The sequence below is a fragment of the Corynebacterium sp. HMSC073D01 genome, from assembly GCF_001815555.1.
In the GTDB taxonomy this organism is placed as follows: Bacteria; Actinomycetota; Actinomycetes; order Mycobacteriales; family Mycobacteriaceae; genus Corynebacterium; species Corynebacterium glucuronolyticum.
Genome location: NZ_KV821025.1, coordinates 32,677 through 58,467, shown reverse-complemented (window position 1 = coordinate 58,467; position 25,791 = coordinate 32,677). Strand labels below are relative to the sequence as shown.

Here is a 25,791-nt window from a genome sequence, read left to right as displayed (position 1 = left end):
CGCTGCCGTGGCTGCACTCGCCGCTATGGCTGTACTCGCTGCTGTGGACCGTGTGTTTAGCAAGGTTCTGCTATCGGGATCCCGGCGAGGAAATCCCAGCAGGGCTATCTGCTTCGTTGTTCCTGTTTAATTGTTCTTCTTGAGCGTGGCGGTAACACCATCGATGATCTCGTGCTCACCGGTCGCGTCGGTGAACGCGAAAACGGTGGCGAGGACCTCTTCTGCAATGTGCTCGGCGAAGCGGTTAGCCCACTCGGCCTTATCCTCCGACACCTGCAGGCGGACGCTGATGCGGTCAGAGACCTCGAAATCCTCAGCCTTGCGAGCATCTTGGAGACCACGGATGACATCTGCTGCCCAGCCCTCGGCTTCCAGTTCCTCCGTCACGTTCTTATCCAGCACGACCAGACCGTTGTGCCCACTGATGCGGGCGGTGGAATCCGGATCGGCAGCGACGAGGACCTCCTCGTACTCGCCGGGCTGGAGAACCTGGCCAGCAGCCTTCACCGTATCGCCGTCCCGCTCGTAATCGCCCTTCTTCACAGCGACAAGGGTCTGCTGGAAATCACGGCCAAGGCGCGGTGCGGCGACCTTCGGGATGACGTTCACCTTAAACGAACCAACCGCATCGACATCCGTGGTGAGCTCAACGTTCTTCACATTCACCTCATCGCGGATGACAGGCGCAAACTCAGCAAGGCTATCGGCCTCCGGAACAGCAACGGTGAGCTTGTTCAGCGGGAGACGGTTACGCAGCTGAGCGGCCTTGCGGATAGACGAGGCAGACGAGCACACGGCGCGCACAAGATCCATCGCACGGACGAGCCCGTCATCTGCCGGGAAGTCCTGTGCAACCGGGTAATCCGTCAGGTGCACGGAGCGCTCACCAGTCAGACCGCGCCAAATCACCTCTGTGGTCATCGGCAACAGTGGTGCAGCAACGCGACACAGGGTTTCCAACACGGTGTACAGGGTGTTGAATGCCTCCGGGTACTGGTCGTCACCAGCCCAGAAACGGTCGCGCGAGCGACGCACGTACCAGTTGGTGAGAACGTCGCAGAAGACGCGGATCTCGTCGCAGGCCGCGGAGATATCGCTAGCGGACAGTGAGGCATCGACAGCCTCGACGAGGTCCCTCGTCTTGGCCAGGATGAAGCGATCCAGGACGTCGTCGGAATCGACAGACCACGTGGCCTGCTTGGAGGAGTACAGACGCAGGAAGCTGTAGGCGTTCCACATCGGCAGCATCGCCTGGCGAACCCCCTCACGGATGCCCTGCTCCGTCACGATGAGGTTGCCACCGCGAAGAATTGGCGAACTCATGAGGAACCAGCGCATGGCATCAGAACCGTCTCGGTCGAAGACTTCCTTGACGTTCGGGTAGTTGCCCTTAGACTTACTCATCTTCAGGCCGTCGTTGCCGAGCACGATACCGTGGGCGACGACGCGCTTGTAGGCAGGGCGATCAAACAAGGCGGTTGCGAGCACGTGGAGGGTGTAGAACCAACCGCGGGACTGGCCGGAGTATTCCACAATAAAGTCGGCCGGCGAGTGAGTATCGAACCATTCCTTGTTCTCAAACGGGTAATGCTTCTGCGCGAACGGCATGGAGCCAGACTCAAACCAGCAGTCAAGAACCTCCGGCACGCGGCGCATCGTGGACTTTCCGGTCGGATCATCCGGGTTCGGGCGCGTGAGCTCATCGATGTACGGGCGGTGCAGGCTCGTCGGCCGGACACCAAAGTCCCGCTCCAGCTCATCCAGCGAACCGTAGACATCCACACGTGGGTACTCGTCATTATCGGAAACCCACACCGGGATCGGTGAACCCCAGTAGCGGTTACGCGAGATGTTCCAGTCGCGGGCTCCCTCCAGCCACTTGCCAAACTGGCCGTCGCGGATGTGCTCGGGGATCCACTCCACCTTCTCGTGGTTGAGCTCCACCATGCGATCGCGGAACTTCGTTACCTCAACAAACCAGCTGGGCAGAGCCATATAGATGAGCGGCTCGCCGGAACGCCAAGAGTGCGGGTAGCTGTGGACGATCGTCTGGTGACGGACAACACGGCCGATGTGCTTCAGGTCGCGGATGATGTTCTTGTTGGCATCAAAGATGAGCTGCCCCTGATACGGCGGCACCTGCTCCGTGAACTTACCGTCCATGTCGACGGGGATGACCAGTCCCACACCGTATTTCTTGCACGTATTCATATCGTCTTCACCGAAGGCGGGAGCCTGGTGGACGACACCGGTACCGTCCTCGGTGGTGACGTAGTCGGCCAGCAGTACGTGGAAGGCCTTCTCCGTATCCAGGAAGAAGTCGAAGAGCGGCTTATAGGTCAGCCCCTCGAGCTCCTTGCCCTCAAAGGTATCGACGACCTCCGCTGTACCGAGCTCCTTCTTGTAGGCAGACACGAGATCCTCAGCGAGGAGGAACTTCCGGCCGACGAATTCCTCTATTCCGTCTTTACCGACGGTGACGATAACGTAGCGGACGTCGGGATGCACGGCGAGGGCCAGGTTGGATGGAAGCGTCCAGGGGGTTGTCGTCCATGCGAGGAAGGAGACGTCGGAAAGCCGATCCAGAACCTGTGCGCCCGCGCTGCCTTCGTCAGCACCCGTGATCGGGAACGTGACGGTCAACGTGGGATCCTGGCGGTCCTTGTAGGAATCATCCAGGCGTGTCTCCTGGTTGGACAGTGGCGTGTGCTCGGCCCACGAGTACGGGAGAACACGGAAGCCCTGGTAAATGAGCCCTTTATCGTAAAGGGTCTTGAACGCCCACATGACGGACTCCATGAAGTTGAGGTCCATCGTCTTGTAGCCGTTATCGAAGTCGACCCAGCGGGCCTGGCGGGTGACGTATTCCTTCCACTCTTCCGTGTAGCGGAGGACAGACTCACCACAGTACTTGTTGAAGGCCTCGAGGCCCATGGCCTCGATCTCACCCTTGTCTTTGATGCCGAGCTGCTTTTCAGCCTCCAACTCAGCCGGCAGGCCGTGGCAGTCCCAGCCGAAGACACGACGGACAAGCTTGCCCTTCATTGTCTGGAAGCGGGGAACGATGTCTTTGACGTAGCCGGTGAGGAGGTGACCGTAGTGCGGCAGGCCGTTTGCAAAGGGCGGGCCGTCGTAGAAGACGTACTCCGGTGCGTCTTCACGGTTTTTGAGACTGGCTTGGAAGGTGTCGTCCTTGTCCCAGTACTCCAGAACATTTTCCTCCATGGTGGGGAAATTGCTGGTGCCCCCGGACAGGTCGACGCGCGGGTAAACATTTCCTACGTTGCTCTTCGCCGTCATAAGTGGATCACTCCTTAAAAACTGTCATTTTTTGTTAACGCAGGGACGCAACCTCGGTTGCGCGGTACCACCCTGCTTGAAGCGCATTGCACTTCCGCTCGAGTTTTTAAGGATCTGTATCGGCGATCTGATGTCCGCCCGGTTCTACTCAGTATCTCCCCCTGACGTTGCCGTGCTGGCGTGCCGTTACGGGGCGCTTTACTTTTCTTCCGGGAGCTCGCCGGTGATAGCCGGGTCATAGCCTTGGAACGAAACTATACCACCAAAACAGTTCCGCGCAGCAAAAAGTCCCCGCCCACAGAGTGGGAGGGGACGACGCTAACCGTTACCGGACACCACGCGACTCGCTTGACAGTCGCGCCACGTGGGGCGGAAAACACGCAACGAGCCAGATACGTATCACACCATCTGAATCACAACGGCACGCACGGTAGCGCGATGGCAGCGAGTACAGCATACTGCACTGGCTGCTGCAGCTAGAGGCTACTTATTGCCCTGCGGGTTACGCGGTGCGGAGGAGCCACGGCTCTGCAGCTCTTCCAGCTGGGATTCCAGGAGGGTCTTGAGGCGAGTGCGGTACTCGCGCTCGAAGGTACGCAGCTCTTCGATACGGTTCTCCAGAGCGGCCTGCTGGCTCTTGACAGTGGCCATGATCTCGGTGTGCTTACGCTCGGCATCGGCCTGGAGGGCGTTCGCCTTGTCCTGAGCCTTCCGGATCTGGTTTTCGGATTGAGTAGTGGCATCGCTGATGAGCCGGTCTGCCTTCTCCTGCGCCTCGCGAACCATCTTGTCGGAGCGCTGCTTGGCATCTGCCAGGGTGCGCTGCGAGGAGGAGTTCGCATCCGAGATGGTGGACTCTGCGGCGGCGCGGGCCTCGTCCAGCATGGACTGGCTTTCGGTGCGCGCGTCGTTGGTGAGGCGGTCGGCCATTTCCTGAGCAAGACCAAGAACGCGGGCTGCCTGCATGTGCGTCTCGGCGGATGCCTGACCCTCGACGGGAGCCTGCGTATCGGCGACTTTGGCGCTCTGCTGTGCGTTGCGTGCAGATGCTGCCTCGCGACGCGCCTTGTCCGCTTCCTCGCGGGCGCTTGCGGCCTGCTTCTGAGCCTGTTCGAGCTTTGCTTCGTACTCGGCGGCAACCTTGCGACGAATCTCTTCCTCGTCCACACGGGAGATAGAAGCGACGGAGGTGCTGCCAGCGGTGGCGGAGCCTGCTTCCTTCTGCAGGTCTTCTACGCGCTGGCGCAAAGCCTGATTTTCGTCCTGCAGGCGGGCGAGTTCGTCCTCAACGAGGTCGAGGAACTGATCAACCTCGTCTTCGTTGTAGCCGCGCTTGCCAATCGGCGGCTTGCTAAAGGCTATGTTGTGCACGTCAGCTGGAGTCAGCGGCATTGACGGATCCCTTCACTTACCTAGGTGGTTTCACCGGTTGCGGTGAGTGCAACCAACCGGGCTGCACATCAACTTGTACTTAATCTTAATTGTTTTTCTGTCACTAGTGTACCCATTTACCACGCAAGTCACACCTGAAACCCTCGGATTTTCTGGCGACCCACCTGCAGGGTTGACACAAAATACCAAGTCAGGGGGCGATTAAGCGACCGCAGCGGAGAGAAAGATTTCGATTACTTGGAGGATAAAAAATAGTACGAGAACGCTCATATCGAGGCCAATATTCCCCATCCGCAATGGCGGAATGAGTCGGCGAAGAGCCTTCACAGGCGGATCCGTCACGACAAAGAGCGGTTCGGATACAAGGGAAAACCAGCGTGGCGGACGGAAGTCGCGCGAGAATGAGCCAATCATTTCGATGATGATGCGGGCGACCAGAATCCACGTGTAGATCTGCACTACGAGAAGCAGTATGGAGGTAACAGTACTCACAGTTGTCCTACTCTATCTAAAACAGATGCCCCCGGCATGACCGGGGGCACGCAGCGTCAAAAGTGCTGGAAAGTGGATGACCGCCTAGCGGCGAGCGGCACGCTCCAAGTCCGCTACCGTAATATCCATTCCTTCAGGAATGATGGCGAACGTCTTCCGCCCGACTTTTTCCATCGTGCCGCGTGCGTTGAAGACGAGGCCGGCGGCGAAATCCACGATGCGACGTGCATCGGCGGTGTCCATGGCGGTCATGTCAAAAACGACGGCATCGCCATCGCGGAAAGGCTCACCAAGCTGCCGAGCTTCCTGGTACGAATTCAGGCGGACGGTGACAACGGAGGACTCATAGCGCGGCTGGCTGTAGCCACTGTAGGAACGCCCGTAGCGGCTCTCCTGCTTGTAATCCTCTCCGCCGCGGGGGGAGCCGTAATACTCGTCCTCAGCTACGTAATCTTCTGCGGGACCAAACCCGAAGAATTCCTTGAATTTCTGAACGTTTGTCATGTGTGTGATCCTTCCTTCGCGCACCTGACGTTGCTGTGTAAGTGTTGTGGTTTGTTGGTTTTTACGGTATTTGACGTGGCCCCAAAATGTCGGTTCCGACACGCACAAGAGTCGAGCCATTTTTGATTGCCACTTCAAGGTCAGCCGACATCCCAGCGGAGAACTCGAGGGGGTGTCCCGCACGGGCATCGAGATCCTGCTTGACGTCCAAAGCGGTGGCGAAAGCCTCGTCCGCATCGCTGGCGACAGGAGGCACGCACATCAACCCGACAAGTCTCAGGTGAGTACTACCCTCGATGGCTTCGACCAGGAACGGGACATCTGCGGCAATCACGCCACCACGGGATTCGTCGCCATCAAGCGACAGCTGCACATAGACATCGAGAGTCTCCGTTGTGCGATCGCCACGGTCCAGGGCGAGCTGCATTCCGCGATCGAGCGCTTGCACAAGAGTCAGACTGTCCACAGACTGAACGGCAGATGCCCAGCGGGCTACTGAATTAGCCTTCTTCGTCTGTACCTGTCCGAGCATATGGAAAGCCATGGACGGAAATTCCGCCGCCTTCTTTTTGGCCTCCTGGTCGCGGTTCTCCCCCACCGCTTCAATCCCCAGTGAATGGAGGATCTCGACATCGGAGGCAGGGTGGAATTTAGTCACGGGAAGGAGGCGAACCTCGTCGGTTCTACCCGCGGCTGCCTTTGCTTCCGCGATTCGCTGGCGCACCCGCTGGAGCCCAGCGGCTATCTCGTCTTCCCGAGCCATGTTCTCGTTCCTTCAACCTTTCATCCTATGGCGCGTACTCACCGTGTTGGCGTGCTCACCGTGTCGGCGGAATCACCGAGTGGCGCGCGCTATCCGTTGTTTCCTTCGCTATCTGCGGGGAGGAAGATGATGGAGGCCTGTCGGCCTGTCCGCCCGTCCCGTCGATAGCTGAAAAAGTCTGTGTCTTCAATGGTGCACCGCGGATCTGTGTTCACCGCGACGACTCCTAGGCCGTACAACTGGCGAACAATGCCGACTCGCAGATCCACGCTCGGCGTGTGATTCACTGTCGTCGAAGCGCTCCCTGGCAGGTGTTTCTCGACGTCTGCGACCATTTCTTGAGGAAGCTCGTAGTGCCTGCCCGAGGCAGCGGGCCCAATCCATGCGTGCATCGTCGCGGGAGTGGCTCCCAAGCTCACCATTTGCTCCACGGTTTTTTTGACGATCCCGTTGCGGGCACCAAGGCGACCCGCATGGACAGCAGCCACGATGCCGTGGTCGGCGTCTGACAGCAACACCGGCACACAATCCGCGGTGAGTACGACCAGAGCCAGATCCCGCTCAGTTGTGACGATGGCATCCGTCAGTTCAACGGGCGTAGGAGTGGTTGCCTCCACCACCGTGACGGTCGGCGAATGAACCTGCTCCATGTAGACGAAGCGTTCGAGGGGCAGACCGATGACATCGGCCACGTGGGCGCGGTTGCGCGCCACTAAGGTCGGGTCGTCGCCGACGTGGTCGCCGAGGTTGAGCCCCTCGTACGGCGCCTTCGAAAACCCTCCGCCTCGCGTCGTGAAGAAGATCCTCACAGGTCGCTCGGCTGTGTTCGTGTTCGCCATGTCCATACTGTCACCGGTTTTCTGTCTCTGGACTCTGCGCCATTGTTGCTTTTCGACGGCTACGCGTGAGCGATCACCGCTGTACCCGCTCCTCTAGCGGAGGAACCCCGGCACATCGAGGTCGTCGTCGCCGTCGTCGAGGTCATCGTAGCCACGGCCGCGGTAGCTGCGGGGGGCCTCGTCACGCCCGGTGAACAGACCACGGCTTTCACCATGCTCGGCGGGGCGCTCACGCTCCCGTTCATCAGCGAGACGGTGACGGGAGGTCTGGTCATCGTGGGTGTAGCGACCTCCGAACAGTGAATCCGAGTCGCTGGGGGCTGGGGTGACATCACCGGAATAGCTATGAGCCGAGCGCTCTTCCTCGCTCGCGGCAGAGCTGGAAGCCGCCTCCGCGTGGCCGCCGGGGATCTCCTCTGCCTTTTTCTTTGCATCGTCGGTATTGTTCTTGTTGTCAAAACCGGTGGCGATGACCGTGACGCGGATTTCGTCGCCGAGGTTGTCATCGATGATGGCACCGAAGATGGTCTGAACGTCTTCATCCGCCTTCTCCGCAATGAGTCGGCCAGCCTCATTCACCTCGTGGAGGCCCATGTCCGAGCCACCAGCGAAGGACACGACGAGGCCGTGCGCTCCCTCGATAGTGGACTCCAGGAGCGGGGACTCAATTGCTTGCATGGAGGCTGTGACCGCGCGGTTTTCGCCGCGTGCGGAGCCGATGCCCATGAGGGCGGAACCGGCATCGCTCATAACGGCGCGAACGTCGGCGAAGTCGACGTTGATGATGCCCGGGGTGGTAATGATGCGGGTGATGCCGTCAACACCATTGAAGAGCACCTCGTCTGCGGCGCGGAATGCGTCGAGCATGGAGAGGTTCTCGTCGCCGAGCTGCAGCAGCCGGTCATTCGGAATAACGATGAGCGTGTCACACACTTCACGCAGGGCCTCGATACCTTCCATCGCCTGCTTGGTGCGGGCGCGTCCCTCGAAGGTGAATGGGCGAGTAACCACGCCAACGGTGAGTGCGCCTTGCTTCTTTGCAATATTCGCCACGACAGGAGCCGCACCAGTACCGGTTCCACCACCCTCACCAGCGGTAACGAACACCATATCCGCACCTTTGAGAATCTCCTCGATGTCATTCTTGTGATCCTCAGCGGAGGTACGCCCCACTTCGGGGTTCGCACCAGCACCGAGGCCACGGGTAGCGGCGCGACCGATCTCGAGCTTGACATCGGCATCGGAGAACATGAGGGCTTGCGAGTCGGTGTTGATGGCAATGAATTCAACACCTTTCAACCCCTCCTCAATCATGCGGTTGACCGCGTTCACACCGCCGCCGCCGACACCGACGACCTTAATGACGGCGAGGTAGTTATCTGGTGAGGTCATAATGGGTAGCTCGCCTTTCTGTGACAAAAATTTCGTGTGCAAGGTCTTCTTTGGAGACCCCGGTTAAAGGTTCCTTCCAATTTTCAACCACAGCGACCAAAATGTGTTCTACCACGTACGCGGCGTGTCTCCACCCTCTACTTGAGGTTTAGGGTTTATGGTGGATTGTTATCCCCGCTCTCCTGCTCGTCGAAGCCGGTTTTGGCTCCCGATGAGGAGCTAGTCGACGGTTACAAGCTGCGGGTTCGAGACATTGAAGCGCTCGCCCGGACGAGCCAACACCAGTTCGGTAGCAACCGCCTTGTTGTGCGCCTGCTCGGCCGACCCCCAATAAACACTGCGACCGTCGAGAAGCTCCAGGGTGATTTCGTACTGGCTTGGGGCCTGCACGCGAGCAACCTCCTTCCGCACCCCCTCCGGAAGCGCCCCCACGACGGCGAGACACGCCGAGAACACCGCTGGATCATCTACCGATGCCCCGGAAATCTCCACCGTGCCGAGAGGTGCCTCGTCGATGACGAAGGGTACACCGTCCGCATTGACGAGCGTCGTACCCTCCGCAGTCTTGACATAGGCTACCGCCTGCTGCTCAATGACCGCGACGGAGACCGTGGATGGCCACTTCTTGCTCACTGTAGCGGTTTTCACCCACGGCAGAGCCACGACCTGGCGGGCCGCCGAGGGGGCATCCACAGACACCAGCTGCTCCCCCACCATCACACCCGAGGCCTGCTGAATTTCCTCCACGGACGCGTGCTCCGCACCGCGCACGTCGATGCTTTTTACCGCGAACCACGGCGCAAAGAAAACCAGCCCGCACACGATGGCCACCATAGCCACGATGGCCCCCAAGCCGATGAGTAGCTTCCGCACGCCGAATTGTCCTCGTTTCTTCTTAGTCAGCTAGTTCTTCCAGGCTGCGGATAATTTCCGCCCCTAGCATCGTCACAGATCCCGCACCCATCGTCAGGACGATATCGCCGGGCTTTGCCACCCGCGCCACTGCCGCCGGGGCATCGTTGAAGCCCGGAACATATTCACCGGTACTGTCAATCTTTTCTGCTACAAGCGCGCCGGTCACACCCTCCACAGGCTCTTCGCGGGCACCGTAAATGTCTAGAACGATCGCGTGATCAGCCAGCGACAGGGCTGCGCCGAATTCTTCGGCGAACTTCAGTGTCCGTGAGTACAGGTGCGGCTGGAAGCAGACGATCACGCGCGGACGCTCGTCATCTGGCTTTCCTGCAGCGCGAGCCTCCCCCACGGCCTTCGCTTTGCACGCACGAAGGACAGCAGCAACCTCCGTCGGGTGGTGGGCATAATCGTCGTACACCTTCACCCCGGCAAGAGGCCCACGTTCCACAGTCCCCTTCAGCTCGAAGCGACGGCGCACACCGGTGAAGTCACTGATACCAGCAGCAAGCTGGTTAAGAGTAGTCGCGTCGAAGGTACCGTTTTCCCGCTTGGAAGCAAGGAACGTGGCACCCAACGCTGCAGCTGCGTTTAGAACCATGTGCGTGCCTGGGGTACGGACGGTGACCTCAACGGGAACGACATCGCCTCCAGGCACATGCACGTGCATCGTCGCGACTGAACCGTAAGCAGTGAGCGTGACCTCGTCAACCGCAACGAGCGGGGTAATAGTCGGATTTTCCACAAGGGTTGCAGCAAAGCCGTACCCGTACACGGTCCCCGGCGCTGTGCGCGCCAGCGCCAAGGCATGCTCATCCTCCACGCACGCCACGAGCTCGCCTCCGTTTTCTGCTACGACAGCGGCGAACGAGTCGAAGACCTCGAAGTACTTTTCCGGTGTCTTGAAAAAATCGAGGTGGTCTGGCTCGATGTTCGTCACGACGGCTACATCGGGGGCATAGCTGAGGAGCGACGCATCCGATTCGTCTGCCTCCGCGACAAAGGCGCGTCCCGTGCCGTCGTGCGCATTCGTGCCTGCCTTGTTGAGCTGCCCACCAATCGCAAAACTCGGGTCGAGCCCGGCTTGTTGCATGGCGACAACAGCCATCGACGTCGTCGATGTCTTGCCATGCGTACCAGCCAGCAGCACCTGGATCCGGTCCTTCATCAACTCCGCCAACAAGTCACTCCGGCGAATGACGGGGATCCCGAGCTCACGCGCTGCGACGAGCTCGGGGTTGTCCTTCGGGATAGCTGCAAACGACGTGACGACAACGTTTGGACGTTCGCCGGAGAGGGTGAGGTTGTCGGCGGAGTGACCGTCGGCAATCACGGCTCCCATGGAACGCAGTGCGAGAACGACGCGGGAGGATTTAGCATCCGATCCCGTAACGACCGCTCCTCTCGACAGCAGGATGCGGGCGAGCCCACTCATTCCTGCACCGCCGATGCCGACCATGTGTACGCGGTGGAGATCCACTTATTTGCCCTTCCTAAAGCTCCGTGCCTTAGCGATTACCCGCTCGGCGATGTCATTGGAGGCATGGCCCAGAGTGCTCTGGCGCGTCGCCTCCTTCATAGATTCTAGAATCTCGGCGTCGTTAAGGATAGCGAGCACCTGCGATGCGAGCGTGTCACTAGTCAGTTCGGCATCAGCGATAATCGTGGCTCCTCCTGTGGCAACCACCGGGGCGGCGTTGAGCGCCTGTTCACCATTGCCGTGTGGAAGCGGGACGTAGATAGCGGGGATGCCCGCAGCGGTGACCTCAGCCACCGTCATCGCTCCCGCACGACATACGACGAGGTCTGCCAGCGCGTAGGCGAGGTCCATGTCCTTGATGAACGGAACGGAGGTATACGACTCGTGCTCGGCCGGCTCATCATTTTTCGGCCCGTAGGCGTGAAGCACCTGAATACCTTCGGCGGTGATGGCCTCCACTGCCCCGGCAAGAGCACGGTTCAGGCTCAGCGCGCCCTGCGATCCGCCGGTAACAAAGAGCGTGCGTTTGGCGGGATCCAGACCCCACTTCTCGCATGCCCGGGACTTCCGCTCAGCCTGGGTCTTCTCGTCCCCCGGGTACAGCCGGCGGGCAATCGGCACACCAACTACATCTCCCTTCACACCGGAACCGCTCACGGCCGTGAGCCCAATCCCGCCCAGGGCGATGCCCAGTTTGTTTGCCATGCCAGCACGGGCATTCGCCTCGTGGACAAAAAAGGGAATACTATTCAGGCGTGCGGCGATATACGCCGGTGCAGCGACATAACCCCCAAAGCCGATGAGGCAATCAGCCTCAACGTCAGCGAGAATCTTCTGCGTTTCCCGCACCGCGCGGACAACGTTGAAGGGAAGCTTGGCTAGCGTGGTGTTCACTTTGCGGGGAACGGGTACCGGCCGAATCATCCGCAGATCAAATCCACGTTCCGGGACAATATCCTTTTCCAGCCCTTTTTTCGACCCCAGCGCCGTCACGCGCGCCCCATGGTCATCGCGGAGTACCTCCGCCACGGCAAGAGCCGGTTCAATGTGTCCTGCTGTTCCGCCACCCGCGACCACGATTGACAGCGGATCGTGTGCTTTACTCACCTTGTTCTCCTTGAATCTCGTCCGTGCGCGCGGTATCGCTCCGTCGTATACGGGCGCTCTTGACGCCCGTCAGACGGCCGTTTTCTTTCCACTGGATGAAAGTCGTGTCTCAGCGCCGATGTCGATGCTCGCTCATGTGGGCGTGGCCGACGTGGTCTCGTCCCCGCCGGACGCTGTGCCACGGAACCTCGTTCACGCCGCTTTTCCAGCTGCTCTTCCGACGGCAGGGTGGCGCGCCGCGCTCCCAACATGCCGTCGTTCGGCGATGGCTCCGGCAAACGCAATAGACGGTCGATCGTCGGGAAGCCGTTGTACTGCATGGAGGAAATGGCCTCCGGTTCGTGGCGCGCACAGGAAACAACGAGGCCTAACGCCCCCAGCGTGATCACCGTCGCCGTACCTCCCGAAGACAACAGGGGTAACTGGACACCTGTCACAGGGAACATACCGATCACGTAGCCGATGTTAAAAAACGCCTGGAAGACGATACCAGCCACCAAGGTGGCGGACATGAGGGCCATGAACGGCTTCGTATTCCGCATTGCAGTGCGAAAACCGTAGACCGCGAGCACGGCGAACAAGCCGATGACAATGATGCCACCCCAGAGACCCAATTCCTCACCTATGACGGCGAAGACGAAGTCGTTTTTCGCCTCGGGGAGGTAGTACCACTTGGCGCGCGACTGTCCCAAGCCGAGCCCTAGGAGCCCACCGTCTCCAAGCGAAAGGAAACCCTGGTACGTCTGAAATGCACTCGTCCGAGTCTCGTCGAAATGCCCCGTCAGAGCATCCATGTAGGTACTAATGCGCTCCGCACGGTACCCCGACCCAAAAATGAGCAGCACAGCCAAGAGGAACATCGCAAGTCCGCCGCCTGCTGCGATCCACACCCAGCTCATCCCGGTGAAAAAGAGCAACGCGACAACAATCAGCACGGTTGTCGCCGTCATACCAAAGTCGCCCTGACTCATGATGAGAACGCACGTAATGAATGACACTCCGAGAAATACCCACTGCCGAACGTGGAGGTTTTTCCCTGGCGCAGTGCACCCGGCAAGGTAATGGGCGCCCCAAATGGCGATGGCCACACGTGCAAGCTCACTCGGCTGGAAGGACACCGGCCCCAGGCGCAACCACGACTGGGAGCCGACCTCTTCAGCACCCGTTCCCACGATGAGCACGGCGATGAGCAAAATGATCGAAACCACCATGAGCAGCGGAGAAAACCGCCGCACCCAATCGAGGGGCAGCTTCATGGCCAGCCACATCACGATGAGTCCCAGGATGACGTAAATGGTCTGGCGAACTGCAGAGCTCCACACGGTGGAGTCTTCAGCAACGACCGACCACGTAGTCGTCGTGGAGTATGCGACAACGAGACCAAGAGCAGTGAGCAGGCCAATAGTCACCATGAGCACTCCGTAGTCCATGAGTGGCTTGGCGTGTTGCGCACGCCACCAGGTCACCAGAGGCCCGTCCGAGGTCGCCCGCGTCGGTGCCGACCCATTACGATTCATCGCGGACTCCGTTGCTTTCGGTACGTGGGAAGTACTCCCTGGCTAATTCGGTGAAAATGTCCCCGCGCTCTGCCATCCCGGCATACATGTCAAGCGACGCAGCTGCGGGTGCGAGCATGACGGTGTCACCAGACTCGGCGACTCGAGTGACAAATTCGATCGCTTCGCGCATCGCGCCATACTTGTCTGTCGAATCAGAAACGAAGACAGGAAGATCCGGTCGTACCCGCGCTAGCCCGGCACGCAGAAGTTCTCGATCAAGTCCGAGTAACGCTGCAGCCTTCATATGCGGTGCGTTTTCGTTCAGGAAATCATCGATGTGCGCGCCTTTCAGCTGCCCACCGCCGATCCAGATGTAGCGGTCCACGCCCTTGAGCGCCATTGTGGCGGCGTGCGGGTTTGTTGCTTTTGAGTTGTCTACGAATGTCACGCCTGCACCCGTGTGCGTTACCGCACCCCGGTGAGCGGACACGGAGTATGTCGAGAGAGCCGTCGCAATGTGTTCCGGCGATGCCCCGAGGGCGCGGGCAATGGCTGTCGCTGCCAGCGCATCGGAAATTCCGGCGAGCCCTGGCGGAGAAATGCCTTCGGCGGGAGCGATGGGGATACCGTCGGCGAAGGCATGATCGACAATAAAGCCATCGCGAACTCCGACCTGCCCTTCGGCCGGTTCGTGAAGCGTGAAACTCACAGCATCCGGCGCAAGCGCTCGGACCACAGGATCATCAGCGTTAACGAGAGGAATTCGAGCATGCAGTGCTTTTGCCTTCGCAGCTGCGTAGGCTTCGAAGCTACCGTGCCAGTCGAGGTGATCGTCGGCCAAGTTAAGAACTATTCCCACCTCTGGATGTAGCGTTGACGAATAGTGCAGCTGAAAACTAGACAGCTCCGCTACGAGAATGTCCACCCGCGGTTCGTGAGCAAGGGCATCCCCCACGGCGACACCGATGTTTCCTACCGGCAGGGCCTGCGGGTGTGCAGGATCATCACCGGCAAGCATGGCAGCTGCCATCCCTGTCGTTGTCGTCTTCCCGTTAGTTCCCGTGATCGCGACCCACGTGTGGGGCTTGCCAAAAGCTTCGGCCTGATCAAGCCGCCACGCAACCTCTACGTCCCCGATGACAGGAATTCCACTCTCGGCTGCGCGGACAAAAAGCTCAGAGGTTGGACGCCAACCCGGCGATGTGACAACAGTGCAGAAAGTGCGCACGTTATCCACCGCATAGTCCAATGGAACGAACGAGCACCCGATCTCCTCTGCGACGCGTTCACCCGCCTTCACATTGGAATCAGCGAGAGTTACGTCTGCCCCGCATCCACATAGCAGGCGCGCAATGCCCGAACCGGACACTCCCGCACCAGCGATGACGAGCGGTCCTCTAAGCTGCTCTGGAAGCGAGCCGACCCGTTTACTCATATCCACTGCACTTTCTGTTGGTTCGCTGGCGGTAGTACTTTATGTGACCCCAGTTTATTCACTCAGTCAGGGCAAGCGGGGATGCACCTCCCAGGGGCCACATAATTTCTATGAAGTCACAATATTCACAATTTTACCGCGTGTTACGGAGAACTAGGTAATAAAAAAGCGGTGCCGGGTTCGGCACCGCGAGTTATGTGGACACTTACATTGGCGCTGAGGTCAGCCAGTCACCATAGAAGGCCGCGAGACCCGCAATGCTTGCCATCGCAGAAAGCAGCCAGAAGCGGATAACCACGGTGGTTTCCGCCCAACCACCTGCCTCGAAATGGTGGTGGAAAGGAGCCATCCTGAACACGCGCTTCTTCGTGGCTTTGTAGCTCGCCACCTGAATCACGACGGAGGCAGCCTCTACGACGAACAACGCACCAATGATGATCATGAGCAGTTCGGTACGCGAGGTGACCGACAGTCCAGCCACAAGGCCACCGAGCGCTAGCGACCCCGTATCACCCATAAAGATCTTTGCCGGTGCCGCGTTCCACCATAGGAACCCGAGACACGCACCAAGTCCGGCAGCAGCCAAGACAGCGAGATCCAACGGATCACGCACCCGGTAGCACGAGGCCTCCACTGCCACCGAGCAGGAGTTACGGAACTGCCAGAAGGTGATCAAGGTATATGCGCCCATGACCATTGCAGTAGAGCCCGCAGCAAGACCATCGAGACCATCTGTCAGATTGACCGCGTTCGACCAGGCTGAAATGAGGATATACATGAAGGCCAGGAATACGGCGAAGCCGAGAGCACCAATGATGCCGCCATCGCCGAACGACAGATTGATTGTGGGGATGTCTCGCAGGAAACTCAGACTCGTGGATCCGGGGGTGAGACCGGACTCGTCAGGGAACTGAACGACGAGGACACCGAACAGGATGGCAGCTACGAACTGCCCAACCAACTTCGCAGTCTTGTTCAGGCCGAGGTTACGGTTCTTGTACAACTTGATGAAGTCATCTGCGAATCCCAGGAGCCCCATAGCGAGGGTGAGCCCAAGAACCAACAAACCAGATGCCGTAAACCCGCCATAGCCCATAATCGAGGCGTAGATGGATGTCACGACATAGGCGACGATGATCCCCAAGAGGATGGCGATTCCTCCCATTGTGGGAGTACCTCTCTTTGCCAAATGCCATTTGGGGCCGTCCTCCCTGATCTCTTGCCCCAGGCCCTCTGAGGAAAACTTCCTAATGAGGAACGGGGTGAACAAAATGGAGAACAAAAAGGCAATGACGCCACTAATAATGATCTGGGTCATGCGCGCTACTTCACCTCACGCGAATTGCTACTGGAGCTATCGGATAAATCTTGTGCACCGGCGGCCGCCGGGTCTGCGAGGATCGTGTGGGCGACAGCCCACAGGCCACACGCGTTGGAGGCCTTCACCAGAACTACGTCTCCTGGTTTCAGGTGCCTTAAAACTATATCCGCAGCCTCTTGTGTGGTTGAAACCACCTCTGTATTAACACCGTATCGGCGAGCCTCTAATGCCAATGCGCCCATCGCGGTGTTATCTCCAACCGCGACGAGATTATCGACATGGCGGTTGTACAGAACCTCGGCTAGCGCCGCATGTTCAGTCAAAGAATCGTCACCGAGCTCCCCCATCGACCCGAGAACGGCCCAAGAGTGGCAGTCCTCGCGGCCAGACGCGGTAAACGCGAGTGCGTCAATACCAGCCCGCATGGAGTCCGGGTTGGCATTGTACGAATCATTGATCACTGTGACGCCGTCCGCGCGGGTACGCACATCCATGCGGTACTCCGAAGAGGAAACATGTTCGCTCAGTGCATCGGCGATCGACTCACAGTCGAGCCCAGCGGCGTGACCAACCGCAGCAGCAGCGAGGGCGTTGTACACCTGGTGACGGCCGAAGACTCGCAGCTGGATGCGCCGGGCCTTCTCCCCCTCGATGCACAGTGTAAATGCTGCACGAGCCACGGCATCCAATTCCACATCTTCGGCACGGACCGTCGCCGGATTATCCATGCCGAAAGTCACGATCCGTGCAGAAGTCCGATTGCGCATGCCGATAACGAGCGGATCGTCAGCATTTAGCACTGCGACTCCGCCGTCTGCCGCTGGTGGAAGAGCTTCAACGAGTTCACCCTTTGCTTGAGCGATATTCTCCTTGGACCCAAACTCTCCGATGTGCGCGGTACCCACATTGAGGACAGCACCAATCCGCGGCGGGGCGATCCGGGCAAGGTGAGCGATGTTCCCAATAGCACGCGCAGACAGCTCGCTCACGAGATATGTCGTGTGCTCGCCTACTTTGAGTGCGGTATAGGGATGCCCCAGTTCGTTGTTAAAAGAGCCGGGTGGCGCCACGGTCTCTCCGGCTTGTCGCAGGACGCTCGCGATGAGATCCTTCGTCGATGTCTTACCTGCCGAACCGGTCACACCAATGACGGTAAGTCCATTTTCCTCAACAGCCTTCTTCGTGTGTGCGCGGGCTAGCTTCGACAGGGCGGTGATAACGGCCTGGCCTTCACCTGTATTGTCTGCCTCCAAGACGTAAGATGTAGCAGAGTCGCTTAACTCGTCAGCGTCAGAATTATCCACGAGGATGCCTGGTTGGCCGGTACGATGCCCTTCGAGGCAGGCAACCGCTCCCTGATCGACAGCGATACCGGCAAAGTCGTGGCCGTCTACGCGGGCACCGGGCAGGCAGATGAATAAGGAACCGGCAGAAACATTGCGGGAGTCAAATTCTACGGGCCCTGTGACCATCGTGTCTGGCTCCGCGCCGTCTACTAGTTCACCGCCGGTGATGGCAGCGATGTCGCCAAGGCGAAGTGGAATCATGATCCGTCCTTTTTCGGTCGTGTCGTACCGGTATTGTTCCGGTTTACCCAAGTCAGATTAGTAGGTATAGAACGCGGTGCCAGCCAACTAGCTTTCCTGCGCGCCGGTATCCGCCGCGAGGGCGCGACGGAGTTCTATCCGGTCATCAAAATCTCTCATCTCGCCTCCGACTAGCTGCCCCTGTTCGTGTCCCTTGCCAGCGACAATGATTGCGTCCCCAGCCTGCGATTTATTCACTGCAAGAGCAATAGCCTGGCCACGATCACCCACGTTACAGATTTCAACGCTGCGACGGCTCGGGTGCGAGACAACGAATTCCTTCGCTCCGTCTTCGATGGCCTTGCGGATGGTAGCCGGATCTTCCGACCGAGGGTTGTCATCCGTGATAATGACGACATCGGCACCGGCCACTGCTGCGGACCCCATGATCGGGCGCTTGCCATGGTCGCGGTCGCCGCCAGCGCCAAATACAGCGATAACACGGCCTTCTACTTCGTCGCGAACCGCCTTGATCGCTGCTTCAAGTGCTGCTGGTTTGTGAGCGTAGTCCACGACAGCTAACACGCCTTTGTCATTGTCAATTTTTTCCATCCGGCCTGGAACTTGGATGTTCGCCAACCCGGCGATAAACGTACGGACATCGAGATCCGTGAACGCAGCAGCAGCGATGGCAAGGCTCGCGTTAGCAACGTTGAAGACACCGGGAATGTGCAACGTCACGCGCTGCTTCTTCCCCTTGTACGCGACAGTGAACTGGGAGGTTCCGTCCGGCTCAGTCTCGATATCTGTAGCCATAAAGTTCGCCGGAGCCCCCTTCGTGGACACCGTCGTAGCTGCAGGACCGGCAAGTCGGGTGAGATCCACACCCCATTTATCGTCGACGCAGATAATAGACTTCTTCGCGCGCAGCGGAGAGCCGGGAACAAAAAGCTTTGCCTTTGTGTGGAAATAGTCTTCCATCGTCGGATGGAAATCCAGATGGTCTTGGGACAGGTTGGTAAACAGGGCAATATCGAAATCAACACCACCGACGCGCCCGAGAGCGATCGCGTGGGAACTGACCTCCATGACAACGTGTGTGACACCTGCATCCCTCATGGTAAGGAATAGTTCCTGCAGCGTCGGAGCCTCCGGTGTGGTCAGAGACGTGGGAACCTTCTTGCCAGCGATGCGTGTGCCTGTTGTCCCAATGAGCCCGACGGTGGCGCCAGCGGCAGCAAGCCCCGCTTCCATCATGTAGCTCGTCGTGGTTTTACCCGAGGTTCCTGTGATACCGATGACGGTCATGCATGCCGACGGGTTTCCGCATACGAGAGCACTCACAGCGCCGAGATGTGCCCGCAGGTCGTCGAAAACTATGACCGGACGGGTTTCGCCGGCCGTCTTCAGGATTTCGTAGCCAGGCTTGTCGGTAACAATCGCCGCTGCCTGAGAGGAACCCGCAAACTTAGCCCCATGGCTGCGTGTACCTGCAACGGCGGCAAACAAACCATCGGGACGGGCATCGGCACCGTTGATAGCAATGTGGGACACCTCGAGGTCTGGAGACCCCTGGCGAAGGTGTAGTTCTCCAGCGCACTCGGTCGCAATGCGTTCGATTGTCACAGCCACTTGGTTTACGTTCCTTTTCTTACTACTTATCTCAGTCCGACGTACCAGTATGCCCCCTTGGCACGCGGATTAAAAACTACGTGCAACGGGCGTTCACTATTGCCCGTTACGGTACTTGCAATACGTGCGGCTCGCCCGGTGGAACGGGGGTGACGTTGTCTCGCTCAATGAGCCAGGAGGCGATGTCCTTGAAGAGTGGCGCGGCCGTCTGTCCACCACCACCGTGAACGCCTCGCTCTGGATCGTCCAACATCAACGCGATCACAAATCTCGGATCATTGGACGGTGCGATGCCGGCAAAAGTAATCCAATAGTCCGAGTTGGAGTACGCGTGGGTCACAGGGTCAACCTGCTGCGCAGTGCCAGTTTTTCCGGATACCTGATATCCGGGGATAGCCGCATCAGGTGCGGTACCCCGGTTGACACCCGTCGGGTCACTCTGCGTCACTGCCTGGAACATGTCCAGCACCGTTGCAGCGGTATGCTTACTCACAACCCGCGTGCGCGCTGGTTCGGGCTGGTCTATGACTGTTCCGTCTGGTGCCGTCACCGAATCGATGATTCGCGGCTCGATCCTTTCACCACCGTTAGCAATGGCTTGATACACACTCGCCATTTGCAACAGAGTCCAACTCATTCCCTGACCGATAGGCAGATTGGCGAAGGTACCTCCGCTCCACTGCTCGCGGGCGGGGAGCAGACCGGCTGATTCCGTTGGAAGCTCGATCCCCGTCGGTTTTCCGATGCCAAATTTATCAAGGTACTGTGCGTATGTATCCTCGCCCACAAGTTGGGCGATCATCAGGGTACCCACGTTGGAGGATTTACCGAAGATACCGGTTGTGGTGTAGTTCACGTTGCCGTGATCCCACGCGTCGCGGACGGTGACACCCGCCATGTTGATAGACCCAGGCACAGTATGCACTGTGTCCGGTTGCGTCACGCCTTCTTCAATCGCCGCTGCGGCGGTGATAATTTTGGCTACCGATCCGGGCTCGAAGGGGTTACTGATGGTCGTGTTGCCAAACGTGCGTTCCTTTTTCAGCTGCTTCTCGATGTCGCCGGTGGGGTCAATCGTGTCCGAATTTGCCATCGCCAAAACGTGGCCAGTCTTTACATCCAGAACGACAGCTTCCGCCCCCTTGGCTTTCGACATCTCCTTAGCCTGCTGCACCTGCGATTGCACATATGTCTGCAGATCCAGGTCGAGCGTCAGACTGATGTTCGCGCCGTCAGCGACGGGAGTGACATCTCGTAGTGTGCCCGGGATGGACTCGCCGGACACAGCGACGTCCTGGGTCTTCTTTCCGTCTTTTCCGCCAAGGACTGCGTCCTGGGATACCTCGAGGCCGAACTGTCCCGAGCCATCGGTATCCACCTTGCCAATCACGTTGGCTCCGATCGCGCCGTTGGGATACTGACGGATGTCCTGGTGGTCTGCGGCGATACCAAAGAAGGTATCGCGCACCTTCGCGGCGACGTCCGGATCAACATTCCGGACGAGAACTTCGTAGTTGGAGTCCGCCAGCAATTTCTTCTTGATGTCTTCTTCTTTGATATCAGTGGCATTGGCTGCGGATTCTTCCACCATTTTGGGGATTTCACGAGCCATCTCATCAATGCGTTCTTCCGCCTTCTGGACCGCGAGATCATGAAGTTGATCGTTGGTGTACTTTTCGTACTGACCGGACTCAATGAGTTTGCCACGCATATACACGGGCAATTCCTTGCGCAGGATGTTCGGCGAAACGGTGAGCGTGCTCGCTTTCATGGTGTACGCCAGTTCCTTGCCAGTCCGATCCACCACACTACCGCGCCGTGCAGGATCGATATACGTCCTCGTCCGTTGCTCCTCCGCCTGCATGGCAAGCCGTGGCCCCCACACAACCTGCACGAGTGCCAATCGACCGACGAGAGCGATCGCGAGGACAGCCGCGACAATGTTGATGATCTTCACGCGGGAGGTCAGCATTGCCGACGCACTTCTGGTTGCGCTTCGTTGGCTATTCGACGGCCTCGACTGCATCCTCACTCCTTTTGCGTGCCCTTAACTCCTAACTACCGCACAGCCTAGCTGTAGGCGGACGCGTTGGCTGTAGGCACGCACGACAATTACCTCTGATTGGGATCGTACGGTGCAAGACCTGCATTCGAACGAAGCAAGGGTTTGTTCGTCTCCTGGGGAACTTGAACCACCGAATCCGTGATCTCATCCATTCCTTCGGGCGAACTCGATGCCCTGCTGGAACGCACTGGCGCGTCGTTTACGTCGGTAAGCGGGCGGGATTCCGCCGGGTTAGCGGGACGCTGCTCGATGACAGCCCCCGCCTCATCGGTGGTCAAAATCCCCGGCTCGGTGGCTACTACAGCCCCGGTCGACTGCGCGTGGCGTGCGATTTCAGCACCGCTGCGGAGCTCCTCCAGGTTTCGGTTTGCCGTCTCTAACTCACGCGATAGCGTCGTATCCTGCTGTGCGAGACGGTTCAAATCGAAGGACTGCTGCGTTGCGATTCCCGACAACCACACCGAGATTGCTACGCCTACAGCGAGGAACACCGATAGCAACACTACGAAGCGGACGGTGTTGGTATCCGCCTTTTCGTGTACGATCCGGCGTCCCCGGTACGAGGTGATCTGCTTGGATCCCAGCCTCCGACCAAACGAGTGCTCCGGCTTGGTGACAGGCGAATGACCGAACCGACGCGCCGGCACGGGCTGCGTCGCCGGTCGGAACTTACTCGGCGATTTGGGAACTGCGGTGCGAGAGCGCAGCTCATCACGGTGATCTACCAGGGTTCCGGCGGGCCGCCGCGTTACACTACGCTGCTGGCGCGCCGTCGAGCGCCGACTTCTCGTGCTGGGTCGTGTGCGAAGCGTCATGACCTGTCTCCATTCAGAACACGTTGAGCTGCCCGTACCCTCACGGACGCGGCTCGCGGATTCTGGTCGATTTCTTTCTTGGATGCTTTCTCTGAACCCCGTGTCACAAGAGCGAAATGGGGTTCGGTGCCGGGAAGATCCACCGGCAACCCTGGCGGATTCGTGGACGTGGTCAGCTTGGCCAACGCTTTTTTGACTATTTTGTCTTCCAACGACTGATAACTCATGAACACCATTACTCCGCCGACATGCAAAGCATCGGCGGTGACGGGAATCACTTGTTCCAGCGCGCGAAGCTCTTGGTTCACCTCCACGCGCAGCGCTTGGAAGGTGCGCTTTGCGGGATGCCCGCCGTGACGGCGAGCTGGTGCGGGAATCGTGTCGTACAAGAGTTCAACGAGACGCCCGGAGCGCGTAAACGGTTCCTTTTCTCGCTCCCGAATCACTGCCGACGCAATCTTGCCGGCGAATTTCTCTTCGCCGTACGTTTTCAGTACTCGCGCCAAGTCTCCGTGTGAATAGGTGTTGAGTACGTCGGCCGCAGTGATGCCCCTGCTCGGGTCCATCCGCATGTCCAGTGGAGCATCTATCTTGTAAGCAAATCCACGTTCCTCTTGATCCAATTGCATGGAGCTGACACCCAAGTCAAAAAGCGCCCCGGAGATACCATCCGCCGCGGCCTCCTGGCACAGTGGATGGGAGGAGCATGAGGCCGCCTCCATCCATTCATCGAAGCGCACATTGAGACCAACAAAGCGGTCGCCGAAAGGCGCTAGACGTGCTGTAGCATCCTTGAGCGCCTGTGCATCCCGGTCGACTCCGATGACACGCGCGTTGGGATCGGTTGCCAGCAAGTGCTCCGTGTGTCCACCCGCGCCCAGCGTTCCGTCTACGGCGATTCCGGTTGCCCCATCCACTGCTATTCCGCGCCGAAGAAGCTCAACCATTCTGTCTCTCAGAACGGGAACATGACCGTGATTTTCTTGCAGATCGCGCTCGCGTTGATTCGTGGAAAGGATCGGCGTGGCACGCTCGGTATCCACGTCCGTGTGATTGTTCATGCGCCACTCCCCTCCTTCCAGTGAGCCCTTTATCCGTCGACGCGTGTTCATGGTTTTCCGGCGACGCACAATGCGTCACCAGTGAGTTGAGTGCGTACAGAGCCCTGCCCGAGTGCGGGCCCGCTCTGATATCGGGGAAGTACATCAGAACGAAGCCCCGCCCACTCGAGCAGAGTTCCTGCACGCGCTACGCGCTTACGGGAAGCCCCCTTGTTACAGAAGGCCACCCAAGACCTCATCTTCAGCAGCCGAGAAATCGGCTTCTGTTTCAGCCTGGTAGTCGACCCAGGACTGTGCATCCCAGATCTCGAGGAAGTCTACGGAGCCGATAACTACGCATTCCTTTGTCAGGCCCGCGTACTTCCGGTGTGCCGGAGACAGGGTGATTCGGCCTTGCCCGTCTGGACGTTGCTCGTCCGCACTCGCAGCCAGGTTACGAATGAACGCGCGCGCTTCTGGTTTCGTGCGCGACACTCGTGCCGCCTTACGAGCTCGTTGCTCGAACTCCTCCTTGGGGTAAATGGCCAAACTGTGATCCTGCCCTTTCGTCACCACAAGCCCGCCAGCCAAGTCATCTCTGAACTTTGCCGGTAGCGTGAGGCGACCTTTATCGTCCATCTTGGGGGTGTAAGTACCAAGAAACATCTCGGTTACTCCCTTCCCCACTCAGATGAGCGGTCAGTCAGTATCTCAGCTGTATCCGTTTTCCTCGCGGTAGATAAACAAGGGACACGTCCCTCCTTTCCCTACCAACACCGTCCACCCTACCCCACTTTCCCCCACTTTCAACCACCACGGACGATAAATTTTCCTCAGGAATAATATTTTCGCACGTCAAAGCCAATAAAAAAGGTGGTGACTTTTCCCTAGAGGCACTCACTTTCACCCCCTTTTCACCCCTCACCGTGATAACTTAAGCCCCCTCAAGCCGTCAATAACCCCATCAGTCACACGCGTAGAACCCGAAAATACTAAAAACCCCACGACACACCACCGCGTGGAGCGAAGTGGGGGTCGCCAGTGGGGCAAAGTGGGGGACACGAGTGGGGCGAAGTGGGGACATAAAGAAAGCCGGCACCCAACTGTAGGGGTTACCGGCTCTAGTTAGAGAGAAATCAGCGTTCGAACCTGCGACGGAAATTGTCTTCCATCTGGCTTCCGATTCCTCGGTCCGACTTCACAGCGCGGACTTTCTGGCGTGAACTCTTGAGGTTTTGTGTCTGGCCGCCAACCTTTCCGCCACCATTAAGCATCCACAGAGACGCACCAAACATCACGAGGAAGCCAACAATACTCAAGGCGATGAACCACATACTCTCCGAAGCGAGAGCAACGCCACCAACGAGAAGCACAATGCCCACCACAACGAGAGCAATGCCACGGAGGCTAAAACCCGGCTGACCAGAGCCCATACGGCCGGCAGAACGCATAGACGAACCAAACTTTGGGTCGTCAGCTTCGAGCAGGCGCTCCATTTCGCGGAGCGTTGCCTTTTCCTTATCTGTCAGTGCCACGTGTCCTCCCTTAGAAAAGTGGTATGTGACCTCAGCACGACAGCACCCACCGGGCGACGATCAACCCGGTAAACATCCCATCGAGCCTCTTCACTTTTTACTAACGAACATACATCGGAAAATGTTCCCTCAACATGGTCGCTAGCTACTTTCCATCTTACGGCGTTCTACGCTGCGGGGGAAAGCCACCCCCGCTCCCGCTCTGCGAAGTCAATAAACTCCGAAACATGTGCCAAAAGCCTTCGCACACAGATAGGAGAAACGTCCTTGTCAAGCCCGTTTAGCACTCTCGACCGAACGGCAGAATAAGGCTCAAAAATCTGCGCCTGAGCTTCCCCCGCCTCATCCACAGATGCAAGTTTTTCCCACACGCTCACCCCGGCGCGTTTCCGTTTCCGCTGAGACAGGGGGCTAATTCGGGAGCCGGCAATACGCAACGCCGCTTGATACCCCTGTTCAAGCGCATCCGAATAGCGACCATCCTGGTACGCTTTCTCCGCAGCAAGGAGCAAACCGTGCGCCTTCGCCATAAAGACCGCGGACGGATCTTGACGCTTTATTGCGCCAACGGTAGCCGATACAACATTTCCTGCCATCATGTTCCTCCTTACTTAACAACCAATGCTTAATGTATGCCTGCGAGACCACGACATAGCAACACCTTTAGAACAGTTGTTCTAATTAGACCCAATTCGCCAAACTCGCCCGCACAACGATCCAACCCGTGACAAACTGAAGAGGT

The 25,791-nt window shown here is 58.6% G+C and carries 21 protein-coding genes; all 21 read right to left on the bottom strand.

The annotated features are described in order from the left end of the window. Window positions 1-126: 126 nt before the first annotated feature. The 21 genes from ileS to HMPREF3044_RS02280 all read right to left on the bottom strand — a co-directional run bounded on the left by ileS (window position 127) and on the right by HMPREF3044_RS02280 (window position 25,648). On the bottom strand, window positions 127-3,300 hold the full coding sequence (gene ileS, locus HMPREF3044_RS02380) for an isoleucine--tRNA ligase (protein ID WP_005389487.1): 3,174 nt from the start codon (window positions 3,298-3,300) through the stop codon (window positions 127-129). A 483-nt stretch (window positions 3,301-3,783) separates the two neighbouring features. Then, window positions 3,784-4,692, bottom strand: a complete 909-nt coding sequence (locus HMPREF3044_RS02375; RefSeq protein WP_005389486.1) for a DivIVA-like cell division protein Wag31 — start codon at window positions 4,690-4,692, stop codon at window positions 3,784-3,786. Between the two features lie 201 nt (window positions 4,693-4,893). Further along, window positions 4,894-5,184: a YggT family protein gene (locus HMPREF3044_RS02370; protein ID WP_005389485.1), complete on the bottom strand. Its 291-nt coding sequence runs from the start codon at window positions 5,182-5,184 to the stop codon at window positions 4,894-4,896. 84 nt (window positions 5,185-5,268) lie between these two features. After that, window positions 5,269-5,688: a cell division protein SepF gene (locus HMPREF3044_RS02365; RefSeq protein WP_005389484.1), complete on the bottom strand. Its 420-nt coding sequence runs from the start codon at window positions 5,686-5,688 to the stop codon at window positions 5,269-5,271. 61 nt (window positions 5,689-5,749) lie between these two features. Continuing rightward, on the bottom strand, window positions 5,750-6,451 hold the full coding sequence (locus HMPREF3044_RS02360; RefSeq protein ID WP_070739127.1) for a YggS family pyridoxal phosphate-dependent enzyme: 702 nt from the start codon (window positions 6,449-6,451) through the stop codon (window positions 5,750-5,752). Between the two features lie 89 nt (window positions 6,452-6,540). Continuing rightward, window positions 6,541-7,290 (bottom strand): peptidoglycan editing factor PgeF, encoded by a 750-nt coding sequence (pgeF, locus tag HMPREF3044_RS02355; protein ID WP_371326108.1) that lies wholly within the window; start codon window positions 7,288-7,290, stop codon window positions 6,541-6,543. 93 nt (window positions 7,291-7,383) lie between these two features. Next, window positions 7,384-8,682 carry a cell division protein FtsZ gene (gene ftsZ, locus HMPREF3044_RS02350; protein ID WP_005389481.1) on the bottom strand — a complete coding sequence of 433 codons (1,299 nt, stop codon included), beginning with the start codon at window positions 8,680-8,682 and terminating at the stop codon, window positions 7,384-7,386. Window positions 8,683-8,901: 219 nt separating this feature from the next. Further along, window positions 8,902-9,555 carry a cell division protein FtsQ/DivIB gene (locus HMPREF3044_RS02345; protein ID WP_070739123.1) on the bottom strand — a complete coding sequence of 218 codons (654 nt, stop codon included), beginning with the start codon at window positions 9,553-9,555 and terminating at the stop codon, window positions 8,902-8,904. Between the two features lie 22 nt (window positions 9,556-9,577). Next, complete coding sequence (gene murC, locus HMPREF3044_RS02340) at window positions 9,578-11,053, bottom strand: UDP-N-acetylmuramate--L-alanine ligase (RefSeq protein WP_070739210.1); 1,476 nt, start codon at window positions 11,051-11,053, stop codon at window positions 9,578-9,580. A 21-nt stretch (window positions 11,054-11,074) separates the two neighbouring features. After that, window positions 11,075-12,181 (bottom strand): undecaprenyldiphospho-muramoylpentapeptide beta-N-acetylglucosaminyltransferase, encoded by a 1,107-nt coding sequence (gene murG / locus HMPREF3044_RS02335; protein WP_005389477.1) that lies wholly within the window; start codon window positions 12,179-12,181, stop codon window positions 11,075-11,077. Beyond that, complete coding sequence (locus HMPREF3044_RS02330) at window positions 12,178-13,698, bottom strand: peptidoglycan glycosyltransferase FtsW (protein WP_070739121.1); 1,521 nt, start codon at window positions 13,696-13,698, stop codon at window positions 12,178-12,180. The genes murG and HMPREF3044_RS02330 overlap by 4 nt, the downstream gene beginning before the upstream one ends. Continuing rightward, window positions 13,688-15,115 carry a UDP-N-acetylmuramoyl-L-alanine--D-glutamate ligase gene (murD, locus tag HMPREF3044_RS02325; RefSeq protein ID WP_005395517.1) on the bottom strand — a complete coding sequence of 476 codons (1,428 nt, stop codon included), beginning with the start codon at window positions 15,113-15,115 and terminating at the stop codon, window positions 13,688-13,690. The genes HMPREF3044_RS02330 and murD overlap by 11 nt, the downstream gene beginning before the upstream one ends. A gap of 205 nt (window positions 15,116-15,320) precedes the next feature. After that, window positions 15,321-16,433, bottom strand: coding sequence for a phospho-N-acetylmuramoyl-pentapeptide-transferase (gene mraY / locus HMPREF3044_RS02320; RefSeq protein WP_005389470.1), 1,113 nt, complete (start codon window positions 16,431-16,433; stop codon window positions 15,321-15,323). A 5-nt stretch (window positions 16,434-16,438) separates the two neighbouring features. Beyond that, window positions 16,439-17,983, bottom strand: coding sequence for a UDP-N-acetylmuramoyl-tripeptide--D-alanyl-D-alanine ligase (murF, locus tag HMPREF3044_RS02315; RefSeq protein WP_005389468.1), 1,545 nt, complete (start codon window positions 17,981-17,983; stop codon window positions 16,439-16,441). An 87-nt stretch (window positions 17,984-18,070) separates the two neighbouring features. Continuing rightward, complete coding sequence (locus HMPREF3044_RS02310) at window positions 18,071-19,594, bottom strand: UDP-N-acetylmuramoyl-L-alanyl-D-glutamate--2,6-diaminopimelate ligase (RefSeq protein WP_005395515.1); 1,524 nt, start codon at window positions 19,592-19,594, stop codon at window positions 18,071-18,073. Between the two features lie 106 nt (window positions 19,595-19,700). Next, entirely contained in the window at window positions 19,701-21,566 is a 1,866-nt protein-coding gene (locus tag HMPREF3044_RS02305) for a peptidoglycan D,D-transpeptidase FtsI family protein (protein WP_005389464.1), read from the bottom strand. Window positions 21,567-21,706: 140 nt separating this feature from the next. Then, entirely contained in the window at window positions 21,707-22,474 is a 768-nt protein-coding gene (locus HMPREF3044_RS02300; protein ID WP_231286035.1) for a cell division protein FtsL, read from the bottom strand. Continuing rightward, on the bottom strand, window positions 22,471-23,421 hold the full coding sequence (gene rsmH / locus HMPREF3044_RS02295) for a 16S rRNA (cytosine(1402)-N(4))-methyltransferase RsmH (protein WP_246820858.1): 951 nt from the start codon (window positions 23,419-23,421) through the stop codon (window positions 22,471-22,473). Before rsmH ends, HMPREF3044_RS02300 begins: the two co-directional genes overlap by 4 nt. Before the next feature lie 327 nt (window positions 23,422-23,748). Then, window positions 23,749-24,180 carry a division/cell wall cluster transcriptional repressor MraZ gene (mraZ, locus tag HMPREF3044_RS02290; protein ID WP_005389459.1) on the bottom strand — a complete coding sequence of 144 codons (432 nt, stop codon included), beginning with the start codon at window positions 24,178-24,180 and terminating at the stop codon, window positions 23,749-23,751. Window positions 24,181-24,650: 470 nt separating this feature from the next. Beyond that, window positions 24,651-25,049 carry a DUF3040 domain-containing protein gene (locus tag HMPREF3044_RS02285; protein ID WP_005395499.1) on the bottom strand — a complete coding sequence of 133 codons (399 nt, stop codon included), beginning with the start codon at window positions 25,047-25,049 and terminating at the stop codon, window positions 24,651-24,653. A 167-nt stretch (window positions 25,050-25,216) separates the two neighbouring features. Then, window positions 25,217-25,648, bottom strand: coding sequence for an SAV_6107 family HEPN domain-containing protein (locus HMPREF3044_RS02280; protein WP_005389454.1), 432 nt, complete (start codon window positions 25,646-25,648; stop codon window positions 25,217-25,219). Between the last annotated feature and the right edge of the window lie 143 nt (window positions 25,649-25,791).